This window comes from Thermanaerothrix solaris, from assembly GCF_032334255.1.
Lineage (GTDB): Bacteria > Chloroflexota > Anaerolineae > Anaerolineales > Anaerolineaceae > Thermanaerothrix > Thermanaerothrix solaris.
In genome coordinates this window covers 1,422,872-1,441,286 of record NZ_JAUHMF010000001.1, presented here as the reverse complement: position 1 = coordinate 1,441,286, position 18,415 = coordinate 1,422,872, and the positions used below count along the sequence as shown (strand labels likewise).

Genomic DNA, 18,415 nt, shown 5'->3' with positions numbered 1-18,415 from the left:
CGAAAAAGGAAGCCCGGGAGCTCCCGGGCTTCCTGCTTATCACATTCACAGGAGGAAGCCATGGTCAAGAATAGTTTTCAAGTTGAAGCAAAACCGGTTTCAAATGGCATAAAGGTTTACAAACGGGTATTGATTTCAGCCGCAGAGGCTCCTCATTTTGCCATGCGCATGTTCACGATTGAGGTGGGTGGCAACATGCCCTTACATACCAATAGTGTTGAGCATGAACAATTTGTCATTCGTGGTAGAGCCAGGATTCGCATTGGTCAGGAGGTTTACGAAGTTGGGCCGGGGGATGTCGTTTTTATCCCAGCGGGTGTCCCTCACGATTACCAGAATATTGGCCAAGAGCCGTTTGAATTCATTTGCGTTGTTCCGAATCTGCCCGATGTGACGACGATTCTTTCGTCTTAACCCTATGTGTGTAGATCAGACCCTTTCCGTTCGCTGAACGATGCAATAACGCTGAGAGTGGTAAACCCTGCCTGGGTTTACCGCATCAGCCCACGGATGATCAGATCTACCGCTTCATCCTCGCTCAAGCCGCGTGCCATCAGCGTTTCTAGTTCCTTGCGGTTGACGGTGCCAATGGCGGCTTCGTGGGTTACCTGGGCCTGGTCATGGCGCACGATAACCAGGGGGTTGTTGCTGGCTTGAGCCTGCCCGCGCACAATTTCGGTGCAGTCCATATGCCCGCGCGCACCTGGGGCGTTGCCTTCGGTGATGGTATCTACGCGGCTTTGAGCCTTGTCCTGAACAGCAATGCGGGTGCGGGTCAGACCGCGGGCGCCGGCTCCATCTAAAGTGACCACCTCGCGCACGTGGATGGTATCGTCACCTTTCCCATAGGCTTTGGTGACCAGTTCGGCCACCCCATTTGCTCCCACACGGACCAGGTAATCCAGGCGTAGGTCACCCACCCGACCGCGGGTCAATGTAAAGGTGGTGGTAAAATGCCCGCCCTCTTCAACCAGTATTTCAGCCTTGGGGATAACCACCGTACCTCCATGCGGGCCATGGAAGTGCTCTTCGGAATAGGTCAGGCTGGCCTGACGACCGATCCGAATGCGCGCCTGCATTCGATGCTCAACCTTGATGGCGTTGGGAAACGAACAGTGAGCCAGAAAACGCACGTTTGCCTGTTCGCCAATGTCATACTCGGCCAGAATGTCCTGTTCCCCCTCGGCTGGCAAAAGACCGAAGCATAGATGGATCGGTTGGGCGAGATGGGTGTGAGGTTCCACCCAAATTCGAGCCCGGACGCCGTGCGGCAGGCTTTCGGCTTCAAAATGAACCCCAGGGATCTCATGAGCAACCAATACCTGATTGGCAGAAATCACCAGGGTGGCGACTTGGGGCAATTGAAGGGCGCTGGGGTCACCACCAGCCTGGCGGTAGGCTTCCATCATTGCATTTAACTCCCCCGCCCAGGCCGGGGCCGTATCACCGGAAGGTGAGGGAATACGAGCAACATGGGTCATGATTGACCCTCCTTGGGTTCTAACCCTAACTTCAGGGGTTCAGGTGGCGTGGGATGTAAACGGCAGTGATCTCGGTAAAAGCGGCGTGTTTCCTGGGGATCGCCCACGAAGGCAATGCTGCCCAGACACATCAAAGATGCACTGTCGCCGATCTCGGCGAGTTCATCGCGGTGGGTGATAAGTAAAATGGTGCATCCTTCATTTGCCATGCGACGGATCAGGCGCTCAATATCGGTCAAAGAGAGTGCGTCAATGCCCGAGTCGGGTTCATCCAATATGGCTAGACGTGGACGCATGGCATAAACGGCGGCCAATTCGATGCGTTTACGTTCGCCACCGGAAAGGGTTTTATCAACGGCGCGGTAGCCATATTGAGCTGGGGGGAGGGCAACGGCTTCGAGAGCTTCGATCACCCGTTGCCGATCCGGCTCTTTCATTCCCAGGCTAATGTATTTGCCCACCGGAATACCCTCAAAGCGTGCCGGCTCCTGCCAGGCCAGGGTGATCCCCAGGCGTGCCCGTTCCGAGAGGCTTAATCCTGTAATGTCACGTCCTTCAAAGAGGATCTGGCCATGGTCGGGGGTGTAGCCACTGCATCCCATGATGGTATACGCGAGGGTGGATTTCCCGGAACCGTTGAGGCCCAGCAGGACATGAATCTCACCCGGCTTCAAGGCCAGGTTAACGTGGTTAAGCAGTACCCGCCCCTCCCGGCTCAGGCATAAATCTTTTATCTCTAACAAATAAGGTTTCATGATCTTGTCTTTTTGTATAGAATTATTCTGAAATTAGAATGTAATCCAAAATAGATATTTCTACCAGTTCCATTTGTCTGATTAAGAGGGGCGATTTGTCACGGCTTTCGCGCCCTTAGTCCTGGAGTGGGAATAGCAATTACGAGATCATCCTTTACATTCACCCCGGGTTGTGATAATATACGGTCAACAATTGAATAGCCTTTTCAGGCACCTCTTATCCAGAGAGGCGGAGGGACCGGCCCGATGAAGCCTCGACAACCTGGATGTGTATGATGTGGGCGCGTACGCATCCAAGGTGCCAAGTCCGGCAGAAAGTAAATTTCTGGAAGATAAGAGGGCAGCCTACACAAGTGTAGTGATTGCCCCTCCTTATCCCAGAAGGGGCATTTTCTTTTTCTAAAACACTTTTTAGGAGGTAGATCAAAAAATGAACACGTCGTTTATGAACTCGCCTCGGTACCTGTTCACATCCGAATCGGTGACCGAGGGGCATCCTGATAAGATGTGCGATCAAATCAGCGATGCCGTGTTGGATGCCTGTCTGGCCCAGGACCCGTACTCCCGTGTGGCTTGCGAAACGGCGACCAAGACCGGCTTTGTCATGCTCTTGGGCGAAATTACCACCCGCGCCACGATTAACTTTGATCAGTTAGCGCGACGGGTGATCTTGGATATCGGTTATGATGATTCGAGTAAGTCGTTTGACGGTAATACCTGCGCGGTGCAGGTGGCGATCAGTCAGCAGTCCGGTGACATTGCCATGGGGGTGGATCAGGCTCTGGAAGCCAAAACTGGTGAGATGACCGATGCCGAGATCGAGAAAATCGGTGCCGGCGATCAGGGCATGATGTTCGGATATGCCTGTAATGAGACCCCGGTCTTGATGCCGATGCCAATCTACCTGGCGCATAAATTGACACGGCGGCTGGCGGAAGTGCGCAAAAATGGTACGTTGCCTTGGCTGCGTCCAGATGGAAAGTCCCAGGTGACGATTGAATATCATTACGGTAAGCCGGTACGAGTGCATACGGTGTTGATTAGCGCTCAGCATGCTCCGGACGTCACTCAGCAACAAGTGCGCGAAGCCATCATTGAACATGTCATTCTGCCCGTATTGCCATCCCACATGGTTGACCGCGAGATGAAAATTTATGTCAATCCCACCGGGCGATTTGTCATCGGTGGTCCGTTAGGGGATGCTGGCGTGACGGGGCGCAAGATCATCGTTGATACCTATGGCGGTATGGGACGGCATGGGGGTGGTGCTTTCAGCGGCAAGGACCCCACAAAGGTGGATCGCTCGGGCGCTTATGCAGCTCGCTACGTGGCCAAAAACATTGTCGCTGCCGGGCTGGCCGAGCGTTGTGAAATCCAGGTTGCCTATGCCATTGGCGTAGCCCGCCCGTTGAGCATCAACGTTGAAACGTTCGGCACGGGTGTCATTCCGGATGAAGATATTGTGCGCCTGGTTGAAACGTATTTTGACCTCCGTCCCGGCGCAATCATTCGCGATTTAGACCTGCGCCGTCCCATTTACCGCCAGGTTGCGGCCTACGGGCATTTTGGCCGTGATGATCTCGATCTGACCTGGGAACGCACGGATAAAGCCGAACTCCTGCGCGAGGCAGCGGGCATCAAAGTCGCGGCATCCTAAAAACGTAAACTTGTCTTTTATAAATGGCCGGTTGCAGTCCTCTGCAGCCGGTTTTTTAATCCTCAGCGGGCGGCGCTGCCGGCCCGTAATCCAACACTTCGCGAATGGGGGAGTTGGGTAGAGCGGGAGAGATAATTCCTCGTTCTTCCATGGCGTCAATCAGCCGGGCAGCGCGGGTATAACCGATGCGCAGTCGGCGCTGGAGCATGGTGACCGAGGCGCGTCCTTCGCGCCGTACCAGGTCAATGGCTTCCTGGAGCAGCGGATCGCCCCCCTCGGTGTCCCACAGTTCGCCTTGTTTGAGGGGAACGTGAGGGGGGAAGAGATCCACTGCCGTCTCACCGCTGGCGCTAGGCGAGGGGAGAGTCGTTTGCTGGGCAGCGGCAGTGCGCCAGTAATCCACCAACCGCTGTATCTCGGCTTCAGAGACAAACGTACCCTGAAGCCGCACGGGGGCAGCGGCATCCGGAGCCTGGAAGAGCATATCACCGCGCCCGAGCAAGCGTTCTGCGCCGGGTTGATCGAGAATGACGCGGCTGTCTATCGAAGAAGCAACCGCAAAGGCAATTCGGGCCGGAAAGTTGGCCTTGATCAAACCGGTGACCACATCCACTGAGGGGCGTTGGGTGGCCAGGATGAGGTGGATTCCGGTTGCCCGTGCCAGTTGCGCCAGACGGGTAATACTGCGTTCGGTTTCATCTGGCGCCAACATCATCAGATCGGCCAGTTCGTCAATCACGGCGACCAAATAAGGTAGCGGGGGTGAATGACGGGCATTGTATTCCTGTAAGTTGCGCACCCCTACCTGGGCAAATTTGTGATAGCGGGCATCCATCTCGCGCTGTAACCACTGCAAGGCGCCGATCACGCGCTCGGTGTCCACCACCACCGGCGTCAAGAGGTGGGGGATGCCATTGTATCCAGTCAATTCAACCCGCTTTGGGTCAACCAGCACCAGTCGTAAATCGGCCGGGGTGTTGTGAAGCAGGAGACAGGTGAGGATAGCATTGACGCATACGGATTTGCCCGAGCCAGTGGTACCGGCGATCAGTAAATGCGGCATGGTCGCCAAGTCGGCAGCAACCGGACGCCCAGCCACATCTTTGCCCAGGGCAAAGCGCAGGGGTGAGCGTAGACGCTTGAACGCCTCACTCTCGATTACCTCGCGGAGGGCTACGCGACTGACTTCTACGTTTGGCACCTCGATGCCCACATAATGTTTGCCCGGCACAGGTGCTTGGATGCGGATACGAGGTGCGGCTAATGCCAGCGCCAAATCATCGGCGAGCGACACAATGCGGCTGACACGCACACGGGTGCGCCCGCTGCGGGTTTCGATAAAATCCGGTTCGACGCCAAAACGGGTGACGGTAGGGCCGTGGGAGATGTCCACCACATGGGCCGGGGCGCCAAACGAGGCCAGGGTTTCCTCAATGATTTTGGCGCGCTCATGATCCAGGTTATCCTGGGCGGCGGCGGGAGTGGGAGGATCAAGAATCTGATCTAAGGCCGGCAATGCCCAGGGCGAGGGTGGTGGTTGTGAATCGGTTAGCGATGTCGGCTCGGTAGCGGTTGTTGCGGGAAGAGTGGGGGTAGAAGATGAGGGGGACTCACTGGTGGTGGATTCGGCTGATGTGCGACGTGTTCGGGTGGACGTGGCTCGAGGTTGTGACCGCCCGGGCAGGGGCTGGAACTCAGGAGGGAGGTCTTCGGTGACTTTTTGAGATGTCGGTGCAGTTATTGCTGGGCGATGGGCTGAGGGTTTTAAGCGTTTGGCAACGACGGATTGCCAGGTTTTCACCACGAACTTAGCCCATTCGGTGAGTGAGGTGTCTGTGATCAACATGATGCCAAAACACAGCCATCCCAATAGGACGACCATGGTGCCGGCTTGACCAAGGGCGCCAAGGAGCGCGGCAAGCGTGGCTTGACCTAACCATCCGCCTCCCTTTCCCTGATTGACCAGGCCGGGGCCACTGCCGCTGAGCCAGTGCAACCAGGTTAACAGGTTCCAATAGAGCAATCCCAAACCGATCAGGCGGGGGGTGGAGGGCAACGGAAGGCGCTCGACGCGGCGTAGAATCAGCCAGATGCCGGAAATTATCATCGCGAAGGGTACTGCAAGGCTTCCCCAACCCAGAAATCGGCGCAGGGCACTGAGAACAGCCCGGCTCACCGTTCCATTTTGAGATGAGATCAGGCTTAAGAAGAGGGCTAGGCCGGTTAAGGTTAGGAGGACGCCAAGCGCATCGAGTTTATGCTCGGGAGAGATCCGGTTCCATAGATATTGCAGGCGGGCAAGGAGCCGCGGTGGATTGCCCGGCGTTGTGGCGCCTGGTTTTCGCCGCACAGCGGTCCGTGCCTTTGGTTGAGCCCCACGCAGACGCGAAGGTTGCTCCCCAGGCCGGCCCTTGCGCGAGGATGGCTTACGGGTCTTGGCTTGTGGACTCATACATGCCTAAACCGGGTGAACTCTCTGTTTTATTTATTCTACCCCAAGGGCGCGGCGAGTAGCCCGAAATGCCAGCGGAGGTAGTTGTTCACGGGCAAAGAAGCCTACCCGGTCGGCGTCATCACCGGGCCGTAGCGTGCCACCGATGCGTTTAGCGCGGTACACAATGACAATATCGGCACCCCGTTCGTGCTCACGCCCGCTGATAACCTCCACCAAGCCGGTCACCTGAACCTCTAAGCCGGTCTCTTCAAAGGTCTCGCGCTCGGCAGCACGGGCGGGGTCTTCGCCGGCATCCACAAAACCTGCCGGTAGCGTCCAATAGCCTTGATAAGGTTCGTTGACGCGGCGCGTGAGCAGGATTTTACCTTCTTCTTCCACAATTGCCGCTGCGGCAACTTTAGGGTCGGCAAAGTAAATCCATCCACATTCAGGGCAGGTGGGGCGTTCCTGTCCGAACAAGTAACGGGAGACCACCGGAACTCCACAGTAGGGACAAAATCGAATCGGGCGTTGGTTCATTGGGAGCGCAACCTCCGGATCAGGACCACCATCCCTAAAATGAAAGCCAGCCCAATCAGTCCGCCTTGAAGCAGGCGTTTGAACGAGGTTGGGAAAACAAAGGGGCTTTCGCGCTCGGGGGTTGGGGTAGGAGTAACAAAGTATATTTTACCCCGCTCTTCTGGTGCAGGTAGTCCCAAGACGGGATTAAGTGCTTGGGGGGAAGGTACAGTTAGAGCGCGTACCTCAGGCGTGGGTTGCGGGGTAGCGAGTAGCGGAGCGGGTGTTGGGGTGAGTTGTGACGGCGGCGCAGGGGGCGTTGTCTCTGGTGCATATCCCTTGAATGGTGTGCTGGTATCCCCGGCTCCTCCGCCCATGCCACCGAATCCCTCGCCGCCGCCCCCACCCATACCAATCGCCGGTGATGGGGGCCCGCCCCAATAAACGACGACCGCGGTTGCAGTGGGTTGGGCCGCACTCATGGCTTCCGGCTGGGCAGCGGAAAGGAGAGGGTGTGCGGTAGGGCCAGCACTACCTATGGGCAAAAATTCTATTAACACAGCGACAATGACCAGAAATACCGCTAGCGCCGGTGCCAGTTGCCAGATGAAGAAGGGGCGCGGTTTAGGTGCGGGCGCTCCTGCCATTGCCAGTGTTAACGTGAAGTTGCGCGGAACTCTGCGACGCGGCGCGTGGCGTAGCACGTGCCGGGTCTGACGCAAACTGTGCCAAGCCTCACGAACCTCAGGACGCGTTCGTAGCCATTCCTCCACCTGCCGACGTTCACGTTCGCCAAGTTGTCCATCTAGGTAGGCGGAGAGACGTTCCCATTCTTTGAGAGAGAGTCGCGTCTTCATGCCATTTCCTCTTTACCTAGACGAAAGCGGGTGGGTAATAGTTCCGCAAATCCGGCCAGGCAATCACGCAGGCGGAGGCGAGCACGCGCCAGGCGGCTTTTGATCGTGCCCAGGGGTTTACCCAGCGCCTGGGAAACTTCGCTGTAGTCGTATCCTTCTATATCTACCATAATGACCACAGCCCGAAAGTCTTCTGGGAGTTCCTGTAAACAGTGGGTGATAGCGTGTTCGAGCTCACGCATTTGAATTTCTTCTTCAGGCGAGAGGTGGTTATCGGCCAACCAGGCGGGGGATTCGATTTCCTCGTCTTCGCGGTTGAGCGGCTCGAGCGCGATAGTGGGACGGCGTTTCCGCCGCCGCAATTCATCGTAGCAGGCATTGGTCACCATGCGCATAACCCAGGCGCGGAACGAGCCCCCGCGGTAGGATTTAAGACTGCGGTATGCCGCGATAAAAGCGGTCTGAGTCACATCGGCGGCCGCATCAGGGTCGTTTAGCATGCGGTAGGCCAGATTATAGGCACTATCCTGGTAGGTCAACACCAAGTGGTTGAACGCTTCCAGGTCACCTTCTAAAGCGCGGCTAATGTATGCGGCTTCGTCCATCCTAAACCTTTCTTGCACGGAGCAGGAGAGCAGCGATTGCGCGCCAGATGGCCAGGGTGACGCCAGTTGTCGCTATTAGTACCAGAACAAACAGCGGAATCACGGGGGTTTGCAGCCAAAAACCGCGCAGCCATGCGGCTAGAGGAACGGCGAGAAGAACAGCCCAAAGGGTACGTACGCTTACCCCAAAGCGACTGGCATATGAGGTATGGTAAAGCCCCAACGGCAGGGCGCTCAATGCCCAGCCAATAAGTAGCGGGATATATGTGGTGAGCCAGCGCGGAGAGAGCAGGGAAATCCCATGGGTGACTTCCCCGACCAGCGTTACCCCGAGCAGGAAAAGTCCATCCCCTAGGATTACCCAATTGGGAACACGGGGAGAACGGTGCTGAGCCACGTCAGTTATCCTATCCCAAAGAAAAAGGAGCGTCAAGCCAAACCTATGCTTTTATTATTATCGGGGTGAATCCTAATCTTTGAAAGGAAAACCCAAGGGGATCATTTCACGTATTATAATCAGCACGGTCAACAATTTTCGGTGTAACCGCAGAGGGACGTTTGAGTTAAGTTTGGATTTAGCGTTTGTCAACAGGGATGGGCGATGGAAGGCTTTCTTAACGGCATAGACCATGCGTTGGGATGGATTCATCTGATTCCCCTCGCGCCAGTGGGGTGGTGGTTTTATCCGCTTCTGGTGCTCATGGTGGCGTTGGAAGGCCCGGTCTCGATCCTGCTGGCGGCTACGGCAGCGTCGGCCGGTTTTGTCGCGCCTATTCCGGTCTTTGTGGCTGCCTCTTTGGGCAACCTGATTGCAGATACCCTTTGGTACGCTCTGGGGTATCTTGGGCGATTGGAATGGCTGACGCGCTGGCGTTGGTTGGGGATTCGCCGGGAGCAAGTGGAAGGATTGCAGAATTTAGTCCAACGTCATGCCCTTAAGATTTTGGTCGTTGCCAAACTCACCAATGGGATGATCATCCCAGCGCTAATCGCAACCGGACTGGCGCGGGTGCCTTTGCGCCGTTGGTTTGGAGCGATTTTTCTCACCAATTTGATTGTAACTGGCGCCTTCGTCGCTGTTGGTTACTATTTAGCCAACAGTCTGATGTATATCACCCAAGGGGTGCGGTATCTGGCGATCGCCTCAACGCTTTTCTTTTTGATCCTGGGCATGATTTTTCTGCCCCGTTTGTTGCGCCGTCATCCGGCATTGCGCATTGAAGCCACCGGACATGATGATGCGAGAGAGTGATTGTTCTCCATGCGTGTGCTAATTGTTACCACGACCTATCCGCCCCACTTAAATGGGCAGGCTACCTTTAGCGGTAACTTAGCGCAAGGATTGGTGCGGCACGGGCATTCGGTAGGGGTGGTGGTGCCAGGGCGCGGCTGGCGAGCGGAAATGGAAAGCCAGGGCAACCTTACTGTGTGGCGCTTGCCCGGACTGCCCTTAAGTCTGCTCCATAACGAGTTGGTCTGGGTCTGGCGGTTGGGCGCAGGGATGCGGCGCATCTTCGACGCCTTTCAACCCGATGTGGTTCACCTGCAGGATTCCTCGCCTTTGTGTCGGGCGGCCCGGCGTGAGGCGCACCGCCGCGGCCTGCCGGTTCTGGCCACGCATCATCCCGGACCGGAGATATGGGCGCCCTATTTCTCATGGTTAGCGCGTTATTTTCGTCCTATCGTGGCCTGGGCAGCCTGGCGCTGGATGCTCTCTTACCTCAACCATGTGGATGGGGTGGTGGTGCCCTCTACTGCAGCTGCCCAGGTCTTGCGTCAGCAACATGTGCGTCCCCCAGTCTATGTTATTTCTTGTGGTGTGGATTGGTGGGATTGGCAGGCTCTACAGCCAGTTGACCCCCGCGCGGTGCGACAAACCTGGAATCTGGAACCAGATTTTCCACTTTTCCTCTATGTTGGGCGGCTGGATCCGGAAAAACGATTACCGGTTTTGCTCGAAGCCGTAGCGCAGATTGAGGGAAGACCCTTCCAAGTGGCGTTGGCAGGGGAAGGAGGGATGGAGGCTGCACTGCGCCGTTGGGTTTCGGCACATCATCTTCAGGATCGGGTGCGTTTTTTGGGGCGGGTGCCCCGCGAGACAGTGGCCCAATTGTTGCAAGCAGCCGATGTGTTTGTAATGCCCGGAGATGTGGAGTCATTAAGCCTGGCCACGCTGGAGGCTATGGCCTGTGGCAAACCGGTGATCGCCGCCCGTGCCATGGCCTTGCCGGAACTGGTCCGTCACGGGGAAAATGGGCGTCTGTTCCAACCTGGAGATTCCAGAGACCTGGCAGTCCAAATGGAGTGGTTTTTAGCACATCCTGATGCCTGGGCGGTTATGGGGGCGCGGGGGCGTCAAATTGCACGAGCGCACGATCTTGAACTTACCATTGCCCATTACGAACAACTTTATCAAAGGATCTCCGTATCCGGGATGGCGCCCCATACGGTGGCGGCTCGGCCTGCTCAACGTCGTAGGCGCCTCTCGTTCTCGCGCGTTATGGCGGTGCTTCTGGTTGTTCTAGGGGCGCTCTTCTTGAGCGATATGTACCGCGCACCAGCGGCTTCGGCTTCCGGGCTTACACTCGATGAATTACGCACAGCGGTGGAAGAGCGTTTGGCGCGCTTGTTTGAACAGCGTAGTAGAGGAGTTCAAGCACCGGGTGAGTCCACGTCATCCTGGCGGGGTTGGGAAGGCCCGGTGCGCATGGCTTTGTTCGCCCGGGGCAATGGAACGGTTTGCCCACCGTTAATTCTGGACTGGCAACCAATTCCAACCTGGTTTTCTGAGGGTGGGACAGATTCACCTCCTCCAGCCCAAGCCTTGATGATTGTGGAGACCGACTTGGATGCCAGGCGCTTACAGATCGTCTGGCAGCCGCACGGCTGTGCCGAACCCTTTGGCATGTCCGACTCAGAACAGTCACTTTTGCAAACCTACAAACCACTGGCTTGCCAGGTTTCTCCCAATCAAGAGGATCTGGAAGCCTTGCGCTGCGGATTCCAGATGTTGGAAGATTGGATGCGCCTTGAAGTTAAGCCATAGGGGTACCCAGGGCTAACTCTCCCGCTGCCCCAAATAACTCCAACGCAGCGCGTTCGTCCTGGATCCCTTGCATGAGCAGGAAAACGTCTGTTTCGGAGGTGTAGCCCCAGTCGTGCAGCACGCCCGGAATGCTGCCGGTTTTATGACAAAAGGTGAGTGCATCCGGGTTGAAATTGCGCTTGAGCAGACGATCGTCCTGGTTGAGGCTGAGGATGCGATCCACCCATTGTCGTTCATCCGGCTCAAGGCTGCGGATGAGATCGAATAGGCGGATGCAGTCGGTGGGGCTGATCCAGTTATCCAAACCGCGGGCGCGCGCCTCAAAGTCCATAAGTTTGCGCTGAAGCACTGTGTCGGTTAATCCTAAATGGGCTTGAAAAACCCGATTGAGGCGCTCGATTCCGAGGCGGCGGATGACCAAGTTGGTGCAGAGATTGTCCGAGGTGGCGATCATCATCAACAGGACGTCATGATAAGTCAAATGGCGGGTGGTCATCGCCCAGGCAAATCCCGCCCCCTGGACTTGAGGTTCGTCATCCAGATGACACCATTCTGCACGGCTGACATCTCCTTGGCGTTCCAGGTGAAGCCAGGCCAGCAGGATGGGTACTTTGATCAGTGAGGCGGCAGAGAAACGCTCACTGTTGGCTTCAAAACAGGGGGGATGATCCTGACGATGCAGATAGAAAGCGTATTGCGTGCCCGAGCCGCGCAGAGCCTGGAGAAAATCCATGAGGTCCACCTTAACCTCCCTCAAGACACCAAGACGGTAATTTGATTTTACCGCTCATTCTTGGAGTAACGGAATGGTAGCCAGCGTAAGAAGTCAGGGTATGCTTTGCCGGTGGAAGCAGGTGGCGTTGCTGTGAAGGTTGCGCCGAAAGAAATCTACCAGTTGGGGCATAAGGAAATCCAGGCCAGGACTGCGCACCTGTTCGTGACTAGCCTCAGGGAGCCAGATGATATCTTTGGGTTCTTCAGCCGCTTCATAGAGGCGCTTAGCTTGATCGGGGGGAATGCGCCGATCGGCCTGTCCAAAGACGAAGAGAATTGGGCGCGGGGAAAGGCGGTGAACAACGTCCAAAGGGCGCACCTCATCGCGGGTGAATCCTTTGCGCCATTCTGCCAGGCGCATGACCTGCTCGTAAAGCGGGGGCGGGAAGAAAGTGGGGCGGTTGACCCGCCATGCATCTTCCAGTGAGGGAAACGGGGCAGCGGCGACAACGGCATGGAGGTTGGGGTTGCGGGCAGCACTCAGGATGAGCGCCACCGCACCGGCAGAATGTCCGATGCCCCCAATGCAAGTGATGCCACGTGTTTCGACTAAATAACGCACGGCGGCATCAACATCCTGACTCTCGCGCGCGCCGTAGGAAAACACAAAACGGTTGCCGTCACTCTCACCGCTCCCACGGTAACTGAATAGCAAAACGTGATAACCTGCCTCATGCAAGGGGCGCACCAGGCTTAAACCCTGGCGCTGGTCTTTAGCCGTTGCCGGGGCATATAGGATGGCCGGTGCCGCGGGATCGGCGGCGGGAAAGAACCACCCACGCAGGGTCAGGCCATCGGAGGTTAAAAATTCTACTTTTTCGTAATCAACCTTCAATATAGAAGGGGGCGCTTTGAGGATTCGTAATGGCGCTGTGGTGGCGATCATTTCGCCCACCATTGGCGCCGAGGCGAGCAATATGGAAAAACTGGAGAACAAAGTCGTTATTAAAAGGGTACTCTTCAACCGCTAACCTTACATTCTATGGTGTGGGATGACCTGGATTCTAACCGTAAAAGGGTATATTGAATAGGTCAAGTTGCGACAAAAAGCATAAGGAACCCAGGACACTTGTCCTGAATCGCAGCGGTTGAATTGGCGCAACGGGTGATTCGGTTTGACAGCGCTTTTTTTTGGTTGTAAAATTGATTTGCCTTGTTCTGGCTTACCTATGGGCTATACCATTCCAATTCCTGGAACAACATCTATAACACCCGAGGTCCATTCCATGACCGATTTATTAACTGTTGAGGGCCTGGAGACCCAATTTCGCACTCGTGAAGGGATCGTCCATGCCGTAAATGGCGTTTCATTTTCACTGCGTGAAGGGGAGACCCTGGGCATTGTGGGGGAGAGTGGTTGCGGTAAGAGTGTGACCGTGATGTCAATGTTGCGCCTGATCCCATCGCCGCCTGGTAAGGTGGTGGCGGGAAAGGCTATCTACCAGGGTAAAGACCTGCTGAAGATGAGCGATGAGGAAATTCGTCATATCCGCGGCGCTCACATTAGCATGGTTTTTCAGGACCCAATGACCTCGTTCAATCCGGTGTTGACCATTGGTCGCCAGGTAGCTGAGCCGCTCGAAATCCATATGGGGATGTCACGCAAGCAAGCCCTCGAACGAGCGGCGGAAATGTTGGCGATGGTTGGCATTCCGAATGCCAAAGAACGCCTGAACGATTACCCCCACCAATTCTCAGGCGGAATGCGCCAGCGTGTGATGATTGCCATGGCGCTAATCTGCACCCCGCAAATCCTGATCGCCGACGAGCCGACTACTGCGTTGGATGTCACTATCCAGGCGCAGATTATTGATCTGGTCAAGCGTCTGCGGGATGAATTGGGAATGGCCATCATCTGGATCACCCATGACTTGGGGATCATCGCCGGGTTGGCCGACCGGGTGGCGGTGATGTACGGCGGTTATATCATCGAAATGGCACAGGTGGATGAACTTTATGCCCACCCCACCCATCCTTACACCATTGGCCTGCTGGGTAGTCTCCCGCGTATGGATGAAACCGGCCATCGGCGTCTGGTTTCGATTGATGGCTTGCCCCCGGTATTATTAGAGAAGCCGAATTATTGCCCCTTTGCACCGCGCTGTAAGTACGCGGTTGAACACTGTTGGCACGAGAACCCACCCTTGATGACCGTTGCTCCTGAGCATCAAGTGGCGTGCTGGGTGGACACTCAAACTGGGAGAGAACGCTGATGGCCGAGCCCGAAGTCCTGGTTCGCGTTGAAAATCTGGTCAAGCATTTTCCGATTACCCGCGGCATTATTGTTCAACGTCAAGTGGGGGCGGTTCACGCGGTAGATGGATTAACGTTTGATATTTATAAAGGTGAAACGTTGGGGTTGGTGGGCGAATCGGGGTGTGGAAAATCCACCACCGGACGCACCATCCTCCAACTTTACCGTCCCACCTCCGGGAGTGTTCATTTTGAAGGGGTTGATCTGGTTAGGCTCAAGGGTGAAGATCTGCGCAAAATGCGCCGACGCATGCAGATGATCTTCCAGGACCCCTATGCCAGTCTTAACCCGCGCATGACGGTTGGCGAGATCATCGGCGAACCGTTGATCATCCACAACGTAGCGCGGGGGCGCGAAGTGCAGGAACGGGTGGAGCACTTGCTGGAACTGGTGGGGCTCAATCCCGCGTATGCCAATCGCTATCCACATGAATTCTCGGGTGGTCAGCGCCAGCGCATAGGGGTGGCACGCGCTTTGGCCCTGCAACCCTCATTCATTGTCTGCGATGAACCCATCTCGGCGCTGGATGTGTCCATTCAGGCCCAGGTGGTCAACCTGCTGGAAGACCTGCAGCAAGAATTTGGCCTCACCTATCTCTTCATTGCGCATGATCTTTCAATGGTGCGCCATATCAGTAACCGGGTAGCGGTGATGTACCTGGGTGTCATGGTGGAACTGGCGACGCGCAATGAACTTTACAATCATCCCCTGCACCCATACACCCAGGCGTTGCTCTCGGCGGTGCCCATCCCCGACCCGGCGGTAGAGAAGAAACGCAAGCGCATCATTCTGCAAGGGGATGTGCCCTCACCGGTTAACCCGCCCTCGGGGTGCCGTTTCCGCACCCGTTGCCCGCTGGCGGCGGAGATTTGTAAAGAGGTCAAACCGGAATGGCGTGAGGTAAGTCCAGGTCACTTTGTGGCCTGTCATATGGTATAAATTTTTAAATAAGGCGACTTTTCCGAAAGGAGGTGATGGTTGGAAATCTGTGTTAGGTGTGGTGAGTTGGAGAAAGCGGGGCGCTTAACCCACTCGAATCCATTCTAGATCCTTTTATAAGGAGGAGAAAGATATGCGTACCAAGTTTTTCTTGTTGATCAGTGTGTTGGTTTTGGCAAGCCTGGTTTTGGGCGCCTGCCAACCCGCTGCTGCAACCCCTGAAACCATCATCCAGACGGTGGTGGTGGAAGGGACGCCTAAGGAGGTCGTGGTGACCGCAACGCCCGCGCCAGCCGCGGCCGGTCCCAAGGTGTTGCGCCTGAACATGGGCCCGGGTGACATTCCAACCCTTGATCCTTCGCTGGCAACGGATACCTCTTCAACCCAAATCATTGAGGAAACCTCGGTTGGTTTGACCCGCCAGAATGAAGAGACCGCGGAAGTCTTACCCGGCATGGCCGAATCCTGGGATGTGGTCAATAATGAGGACGGCACTCAGACTATTACCTTCCATCTCGTGTCGAACATCCCGTGGGTGCGCTGGAACGGTAAGGAAGTCGAGCAGGTTAAGGATTGTAATGGCAATCCGCGCTATGTCACCGCTTATGACTTTGAATACGGCATCCTGCGCACACTGAACCCCAAGACGGCCTCGGATTACGCTTATGTGTTGGCGTTTGCTATCAAGGGTGCGGCAGATTACAACGGGGGTAAGACCGAGGATCCGACCACGGTTGCCGTGAAGGCCATTGACGAGAAGACCCTCGAGATCACCTTCACCGAGCAGGCCGTTTACAATGTCAACATCGCGGGCATGTGGGTTGCCCACGCCGAACCGAAGTGGTTGATCGAGGGCGATGACTGCACCGAGGCCCGTGGCGATAAGTGGACTGAGACTGGTTTCTTCCAGGGTTATGGCCCTTACACCCTGAAGGAATGGGTGCATGACTCCTACATCACCTTGGTCAAGAACCCCTTCTGGCCGGGTCTGCCCTCCGTGCCGGTGGCCAAGATTGATGAGGTCACCTGGACCATGCTGGATGAGGTTCCGGCGTTCGCCGAGTACGAGGCCGGTAACCTGGATGTGGCGGCGGTACCCTTGGCCGATATGGACCGGGTGAAGGCAGATCCCGAACTCTCCAAACAACTGGCAATCGGCCCGGTACTGTGCACCTACTATTACGGTTTCAACACCAAGGCCAAGTTCGTGGATGATGCCCGTGTGCGCCGCGCTCTCTCCATGGCGATTGACCGCCAGAGCCTGATTGACAACGTGCTCAAGGGTGGTCAGGAACCGGCGCAGTGGTTCTCCCGCCCTGGTCTGACCGGTGCACCGACCCTGGACAAATACCCCGACCTGGGCGTCAAGTTTGATCCGGAAAAGGCCAAGGCCGAACTGCAATCCTACCTGGATGAGAAGGGCCTGAAGGTTAGCGATTTGGATATCACCCTGATGTTCAACACTTCTTCGGGTCACCAGAAGATCGCTGAAGCCATTCAGCAGATGTGGAAAGAGTACCTCGGCCTGGATGTCAAACTGGCGAACCAGGAGTGGAAGGTTTACTTGAAGACCATCCGCGACCCGCAAGCAACGCCGCAGATTTGGCGCCTTGGTTGGTGCCAGGACTATCCGGATGCAAACAACTTCCTGCGCGAAGTACCCACCAAGGGTGGTTCGGCTAACCCGGCTGAGGGTGGCGGCTTCAATTGGGAGAATCCCAAGTATGAAGAACTCGTCGTCCAGGCTGCCCGCGAAACCGATCCGCAGAAGCGTGTAGACCTCTACGCGCAGGCGGAGCAGATTTTGGTCTACGAAGATGCGGTAATGATTCCGATCTACTGGTACACCCGCGTTACCGTGACCAAGCCGTATGTCCAGCGCACGTTCTCGGTGCTGGGTGGCCTCGAGCACATCGAGAAGTGGGATATTACCCAGTAGTGTATGAGGAGAAACAGGAGGGGAGGGGGGCGCCTCTCCCCTCCACTTCTCTATGAGCGAAATTTGTTTAGGAGTGAGTGAATGGGCCGATATATTGCGCGGCGTTTGATTTATCTCCTGGTGGTGCTATTTGTGGTATCGGCGATCACGTTTGGGCTAATGCATGCAGTGCCGGGGGGGCCCTTTGATCGCGAAAAAGCCTTGCCGCCCGAAATCCTTGAAAACTTGAACAAACGTTACCATTTGGACGAACCTTTATTGGTGCAATATGGGCGCTACATGTACGATGTCTTTATCCCGCGGATAACTTCTGTTCCACCCAAAGGTAGTGTAGATGATGATTTCTTAATTACCGTTAAGTTGGGTAATGTGTGGTTTAAGTGGATGAATTTTGGCCCGACCTATTCATCACGCAGTCGCACCGTTAACGATATCTTTCGCCAACAACTCCCCGTTTCTGCCCAACTGGGGATTATGGCCTTGCTGGTCGCCATCATCATCGGAATGCCGTTGGGGATTCTAGCGGCATTGAAACAGAACACCATTTTTGACTATCTAGGGATGAGTGTGGCCATTTTTGGGGTTTCGGTACCCGTCATTATTTTGGGCCCACTTATGATTTGGATTTTTGGAGTCACCCTGAAATGGTTTCCACCGACAGGGTGGGGGGCTAAACCGCCCTTTGTGTTGGGTATCTTCCCGCGCGATTTGAGCCCCGAGTTCTTCCGCTATGCGATTATGCCGTCGGTAGCATTAGGGTTAGGTTCTTCAGCCATTATTGCCCGCCTCACCCGCGCCAGTTTACTCCAAACCATGCGCGAGGATTATATTCGCACGGCGCGGGCCAAAGGATTGCGCGAGTCGCTGGTCATTGTGCGTCATGCACTCAAGAATTCGCTAATTCCAGTGGTCACCATCCTGGGGCCGCTGTTCGCCGCTTTGGTTACCGGGACCTTTGTCACGGAGGTTACCTTTGGTATTCCGGGCATGGGACGTTACTTTGTCACCAGTATCACCAATCGCGATTACCCGGTGATCATGGGCACTATTCTGCTGTATGCGGTGATTTTGGTGATTGCCAACTTGATTGTGGATATCGTATACGCATACCTGGATCCACGCATCCGGTATGATTAAGCGTTTCGAGGAGAGAGT

At 55.8% G+C, this 18,415-nt stretch carries 17 protein-coding genes and 1 riboswitch; of the genes, 8 read left to right on the top strand and 9 right to left on the bottom strand.

Annotated features, from left to right (window positions below; translation table 11 throughout):
- Positions 1 to 60: 60 nt before the first annotated feature.
- Positions 61 to 414: a cupin domain-containing protein gene (locus QYE77_RS06645; protein ID WP_315624592.1), complete on the top strand. Its 354-nt coding sequence runs from the start codon at positions 61 to 63 to the stop codon at positions 412 to 414.
- 77 nt (positions 415 to 491) lie between these two features.
- Here QYE77_RS06645 and QYE77_RS06640 read toward each other — a convergent pair whose 3' ends face one another.
- Positions 492 to 1,481: a SufB/SufD family protein gene (locus QYE77_RS06640; RefSeq protein ID WP_315624591.1), complete on the bottom strand. Its 990-nt coding sequence runs from the start codon at positions 1,479 to 1,481 to the stop codon at positions 492 to 494.
- Positions 1,478 to 2,236, bottom strand: a complete 759-nt coding sequence (locus QYE77_RS06635) for an ABC transporter ATP-binding protein (protein WP_315624590.1) — start codon at positions 2,234 to 2,236, stop codon at positions 1,478 to 1,480. Before QYE77_RS06635 ends, QYE77_RS06640 begins: the two co-directional genes overlap by 4 nt.
- A 214-nt stretch (positions 2,237 to 2,450) precedes the next feature.
- Positions 2,451 to 2,575: riboswitch (SAM riboswitch) on the top strand.
- Between the two features lie 91 nt (positions 2,576 to 2,666).
- Here QYE77_RS06635 and metK point away from each other — a divergent pair.
- A complete protein-coding gene (gene metK / locus QYE77_RS06630) occupies positions 2,667 to 3,893 on the top strand; it encodes a methionine adenosyltransferase (RefSeq protein WP_315624589.1) in 1,227 nt (408 codons plus the stop codon).
- Positions 3,894 to 3,948: 55 nt separating this feature from the next.
- On the opposite strand, the gene QYE77_RS06625 is transcribed toward metK, so the two are convergent.
- From QYE77_RS06625 to QYE77_RS06605, 5 genes are read right to left on the bottom strand one after another with little or no spacing between them, the layout of a single operon-like run.
- Positions 3,949 to 6,345 (bottom strand): FtsK/SpoIIIE family DNA translocase, encoded by a 2,397-nt coding sequence (locus QYE77_RS06625; protein ID WP_315624588.1) that lies wholly within the window; start codon positions 6,343 to 6,345, stop codon positions 3,949 to 3,951.
- A 33-nt stretch (positions 6,346 to 6,378) separates the two neighbouring features.
- The gene (locus QYE77_RS06620) at positions 6,379 to 6,867 is read right to left on the bottom strand and encodes an NUDIX hydrolase (RefSeq protein WP_315624587.1); all 489 of its coding nucleotides are present in this window, start codon (positions 6,865 to 6,867) and stop codon (positions 6,379 to 6,381) included.
- The gene (locus QYE77_RS06615) at positions 6,864 to 7,703 is read right to left on the bottom strand and encodes an anti-sigma factor family protein (RefSeq protein WP_315624586.1); all 840 of its coding nucleotides are present in this window, start codon (positions 7,701 to 7,703) and stop codon (positions 6,864 to 6,866) included. The genes QYE77_RS06620 and QYE77_RS06615 overlap by 4 nt, the downstream gene beginning before the upstream one ends.
- Positions 7,700 to 8,308 (bottom strand): RNA polymerase sigma factor, encoded by a 609-nt coding sequence (locus tag QYE77_RS06610; RefSeq protein ID WP_315624585.1) that lies wholly within the window; start codon positions 8,306 to 8,308, stop codon positions 7,700 to 7,702. The genes QYE77_RS06615 and QYE77_RS06610 overlap by 4 nt, the downstream gene beginning before the upstream one ends.
- 1 nt (position 8,309) lies before the next feature.
- On the bottom strand, positions 8,310 to 8,705 hold the full coding sequence (locus tag QYE77_RS06605) for a DUF3054 domain-containing protein (protein ID WP_315624584.1): 396 nt from the start codon (positions 8,703 to 8,705) through the stop codon (positions 8,310 to 8,312).
- 204 nt (positions 8,706 to 8,909) lie between these two features.
- Between QYE77_RS06605 and QYE77_RS06600 the strand changes: the two genes are divergently transcribed.
- Positions 8,910 to 9,560, top strand: a complete 651-nt coding sequence (locus QYE77_RS06600) for a DedA family protein (protein WP_315624583.1) — start codon at positions 8,910 to 8,912, stop codon at positions 9,558 to 9,560.
- A 9-nt stretch (positions 9,561 to 9,569) separates the two neighbouring features.
- Positions 9,570 to 11,354 carry a glycosyltransferase gene (locus QYE77_RS06595; protein ID WP_315624582.1) on the top strand — a complete coding sequence of 595 codons (1,785 nt, stop codon included), beginning with the start codon at positions 9,570 to 9,572 and terminating at the stop codon, positions 11,352 to 11,354.
- Here QYE77_RS06595 and QYE77_RS06590 read toward each other — a convergent pair.
- Positions 11,344 to 12,087 carry a serine hydrolase gene (locus QYE77_RS06590; RefSeq protein WP_315624918.1) on the bottom strand — a complete coding sequence of 248 codons (744 nt, stop codon included), beginning with the start codon at positions 12,085 to 12,087 and terminating at the stop codon, positions 11,344 to 11,346. The genes QYE77_RS06595 and QYE77_RS06590 overlap by 11 nt on opposite strands.
- A gap of 93 nt (positions 12,088 to 12,180) precedes the next feature.
- On the bottom strand, positions 12,181 to 13,014 hold the full coding sequence (locus QYE77_RS06585) for an alpha/beta hydrolase (RefSeq protein ID WP_315624581.1): 834 nt from the start codon (positions 13,012 to 13,014) through the stop codon (positions 12,181 to 12,183).
- A gap of 340 nt (positions 13,015 to 13,354) precedes the next feature.
- Between QYE77_RS06585 and QYE77_RS06580 the strand changes: the two genes are divergently transcribed.
- The 4 genes from QYE77_RS06580 (at position 13,355) to QYE77_RS06565 (ending at position 18,397) form a co-directional block, all read left to right on the top strand.
- Positions 13,355 to 14,341, top strand: a complete 987-nt coding sequence (locus QYE77_RS06580; RefSeq protein WP_315624580.1) for an ABC transporter ATP-binding protein — start codon at positions 13,355 to 13,357, stop codon at positions 14,339 to 14,341.
- The gene (locus QYE77_RS06575) at positions 14,341 to 15,321 is read left to right on the top strand and encodes an ABC transporter ATP-binding protein (RefSeq protein WP_315624579.1); all 981 of its coding nucleotides are present in this window, start codon (positions 14,341 to 14,343) and stop codon (positions 15,319 to 15,321) included. Before QYE77_RS06580 ends, QYE77_RS06575 begins: the two co-directional genes overlap by 1 nt.
- 133 nt (positions 15,322 to 15,454) lie before the next feature.
- Positions 15,455 to 17,260 carry a peptide ABC transporter substrate-binding protein gene (locus QYE77_RS06570; protein ID WP_315624578.1) on the top strand — a complete coding sequence of 602 codons (1,806 nt, stop codon included), beginning with the start codon at positions 15,455 to 15,457 and terminating at the stop codon, positions 17,258 to 17,260.
- Between the two features lie 81 nt (positions 17,261 to 17,341).
- The gene (locus QYE77_RS06565; protein WP_315624577.1) at positions 17,342 to 18,397 is read left to right on the top strand and encodes an ABC transporter permease; all 1,056 of its coding nucleotides are present in this window, start codon (positions 17,342 to 17,344) and stop codon (positions 18,395 to 18,397) included.
- The last annotated feature ends 18 nt before the right edge of the window (positions 18,398 to 18,415 follow it).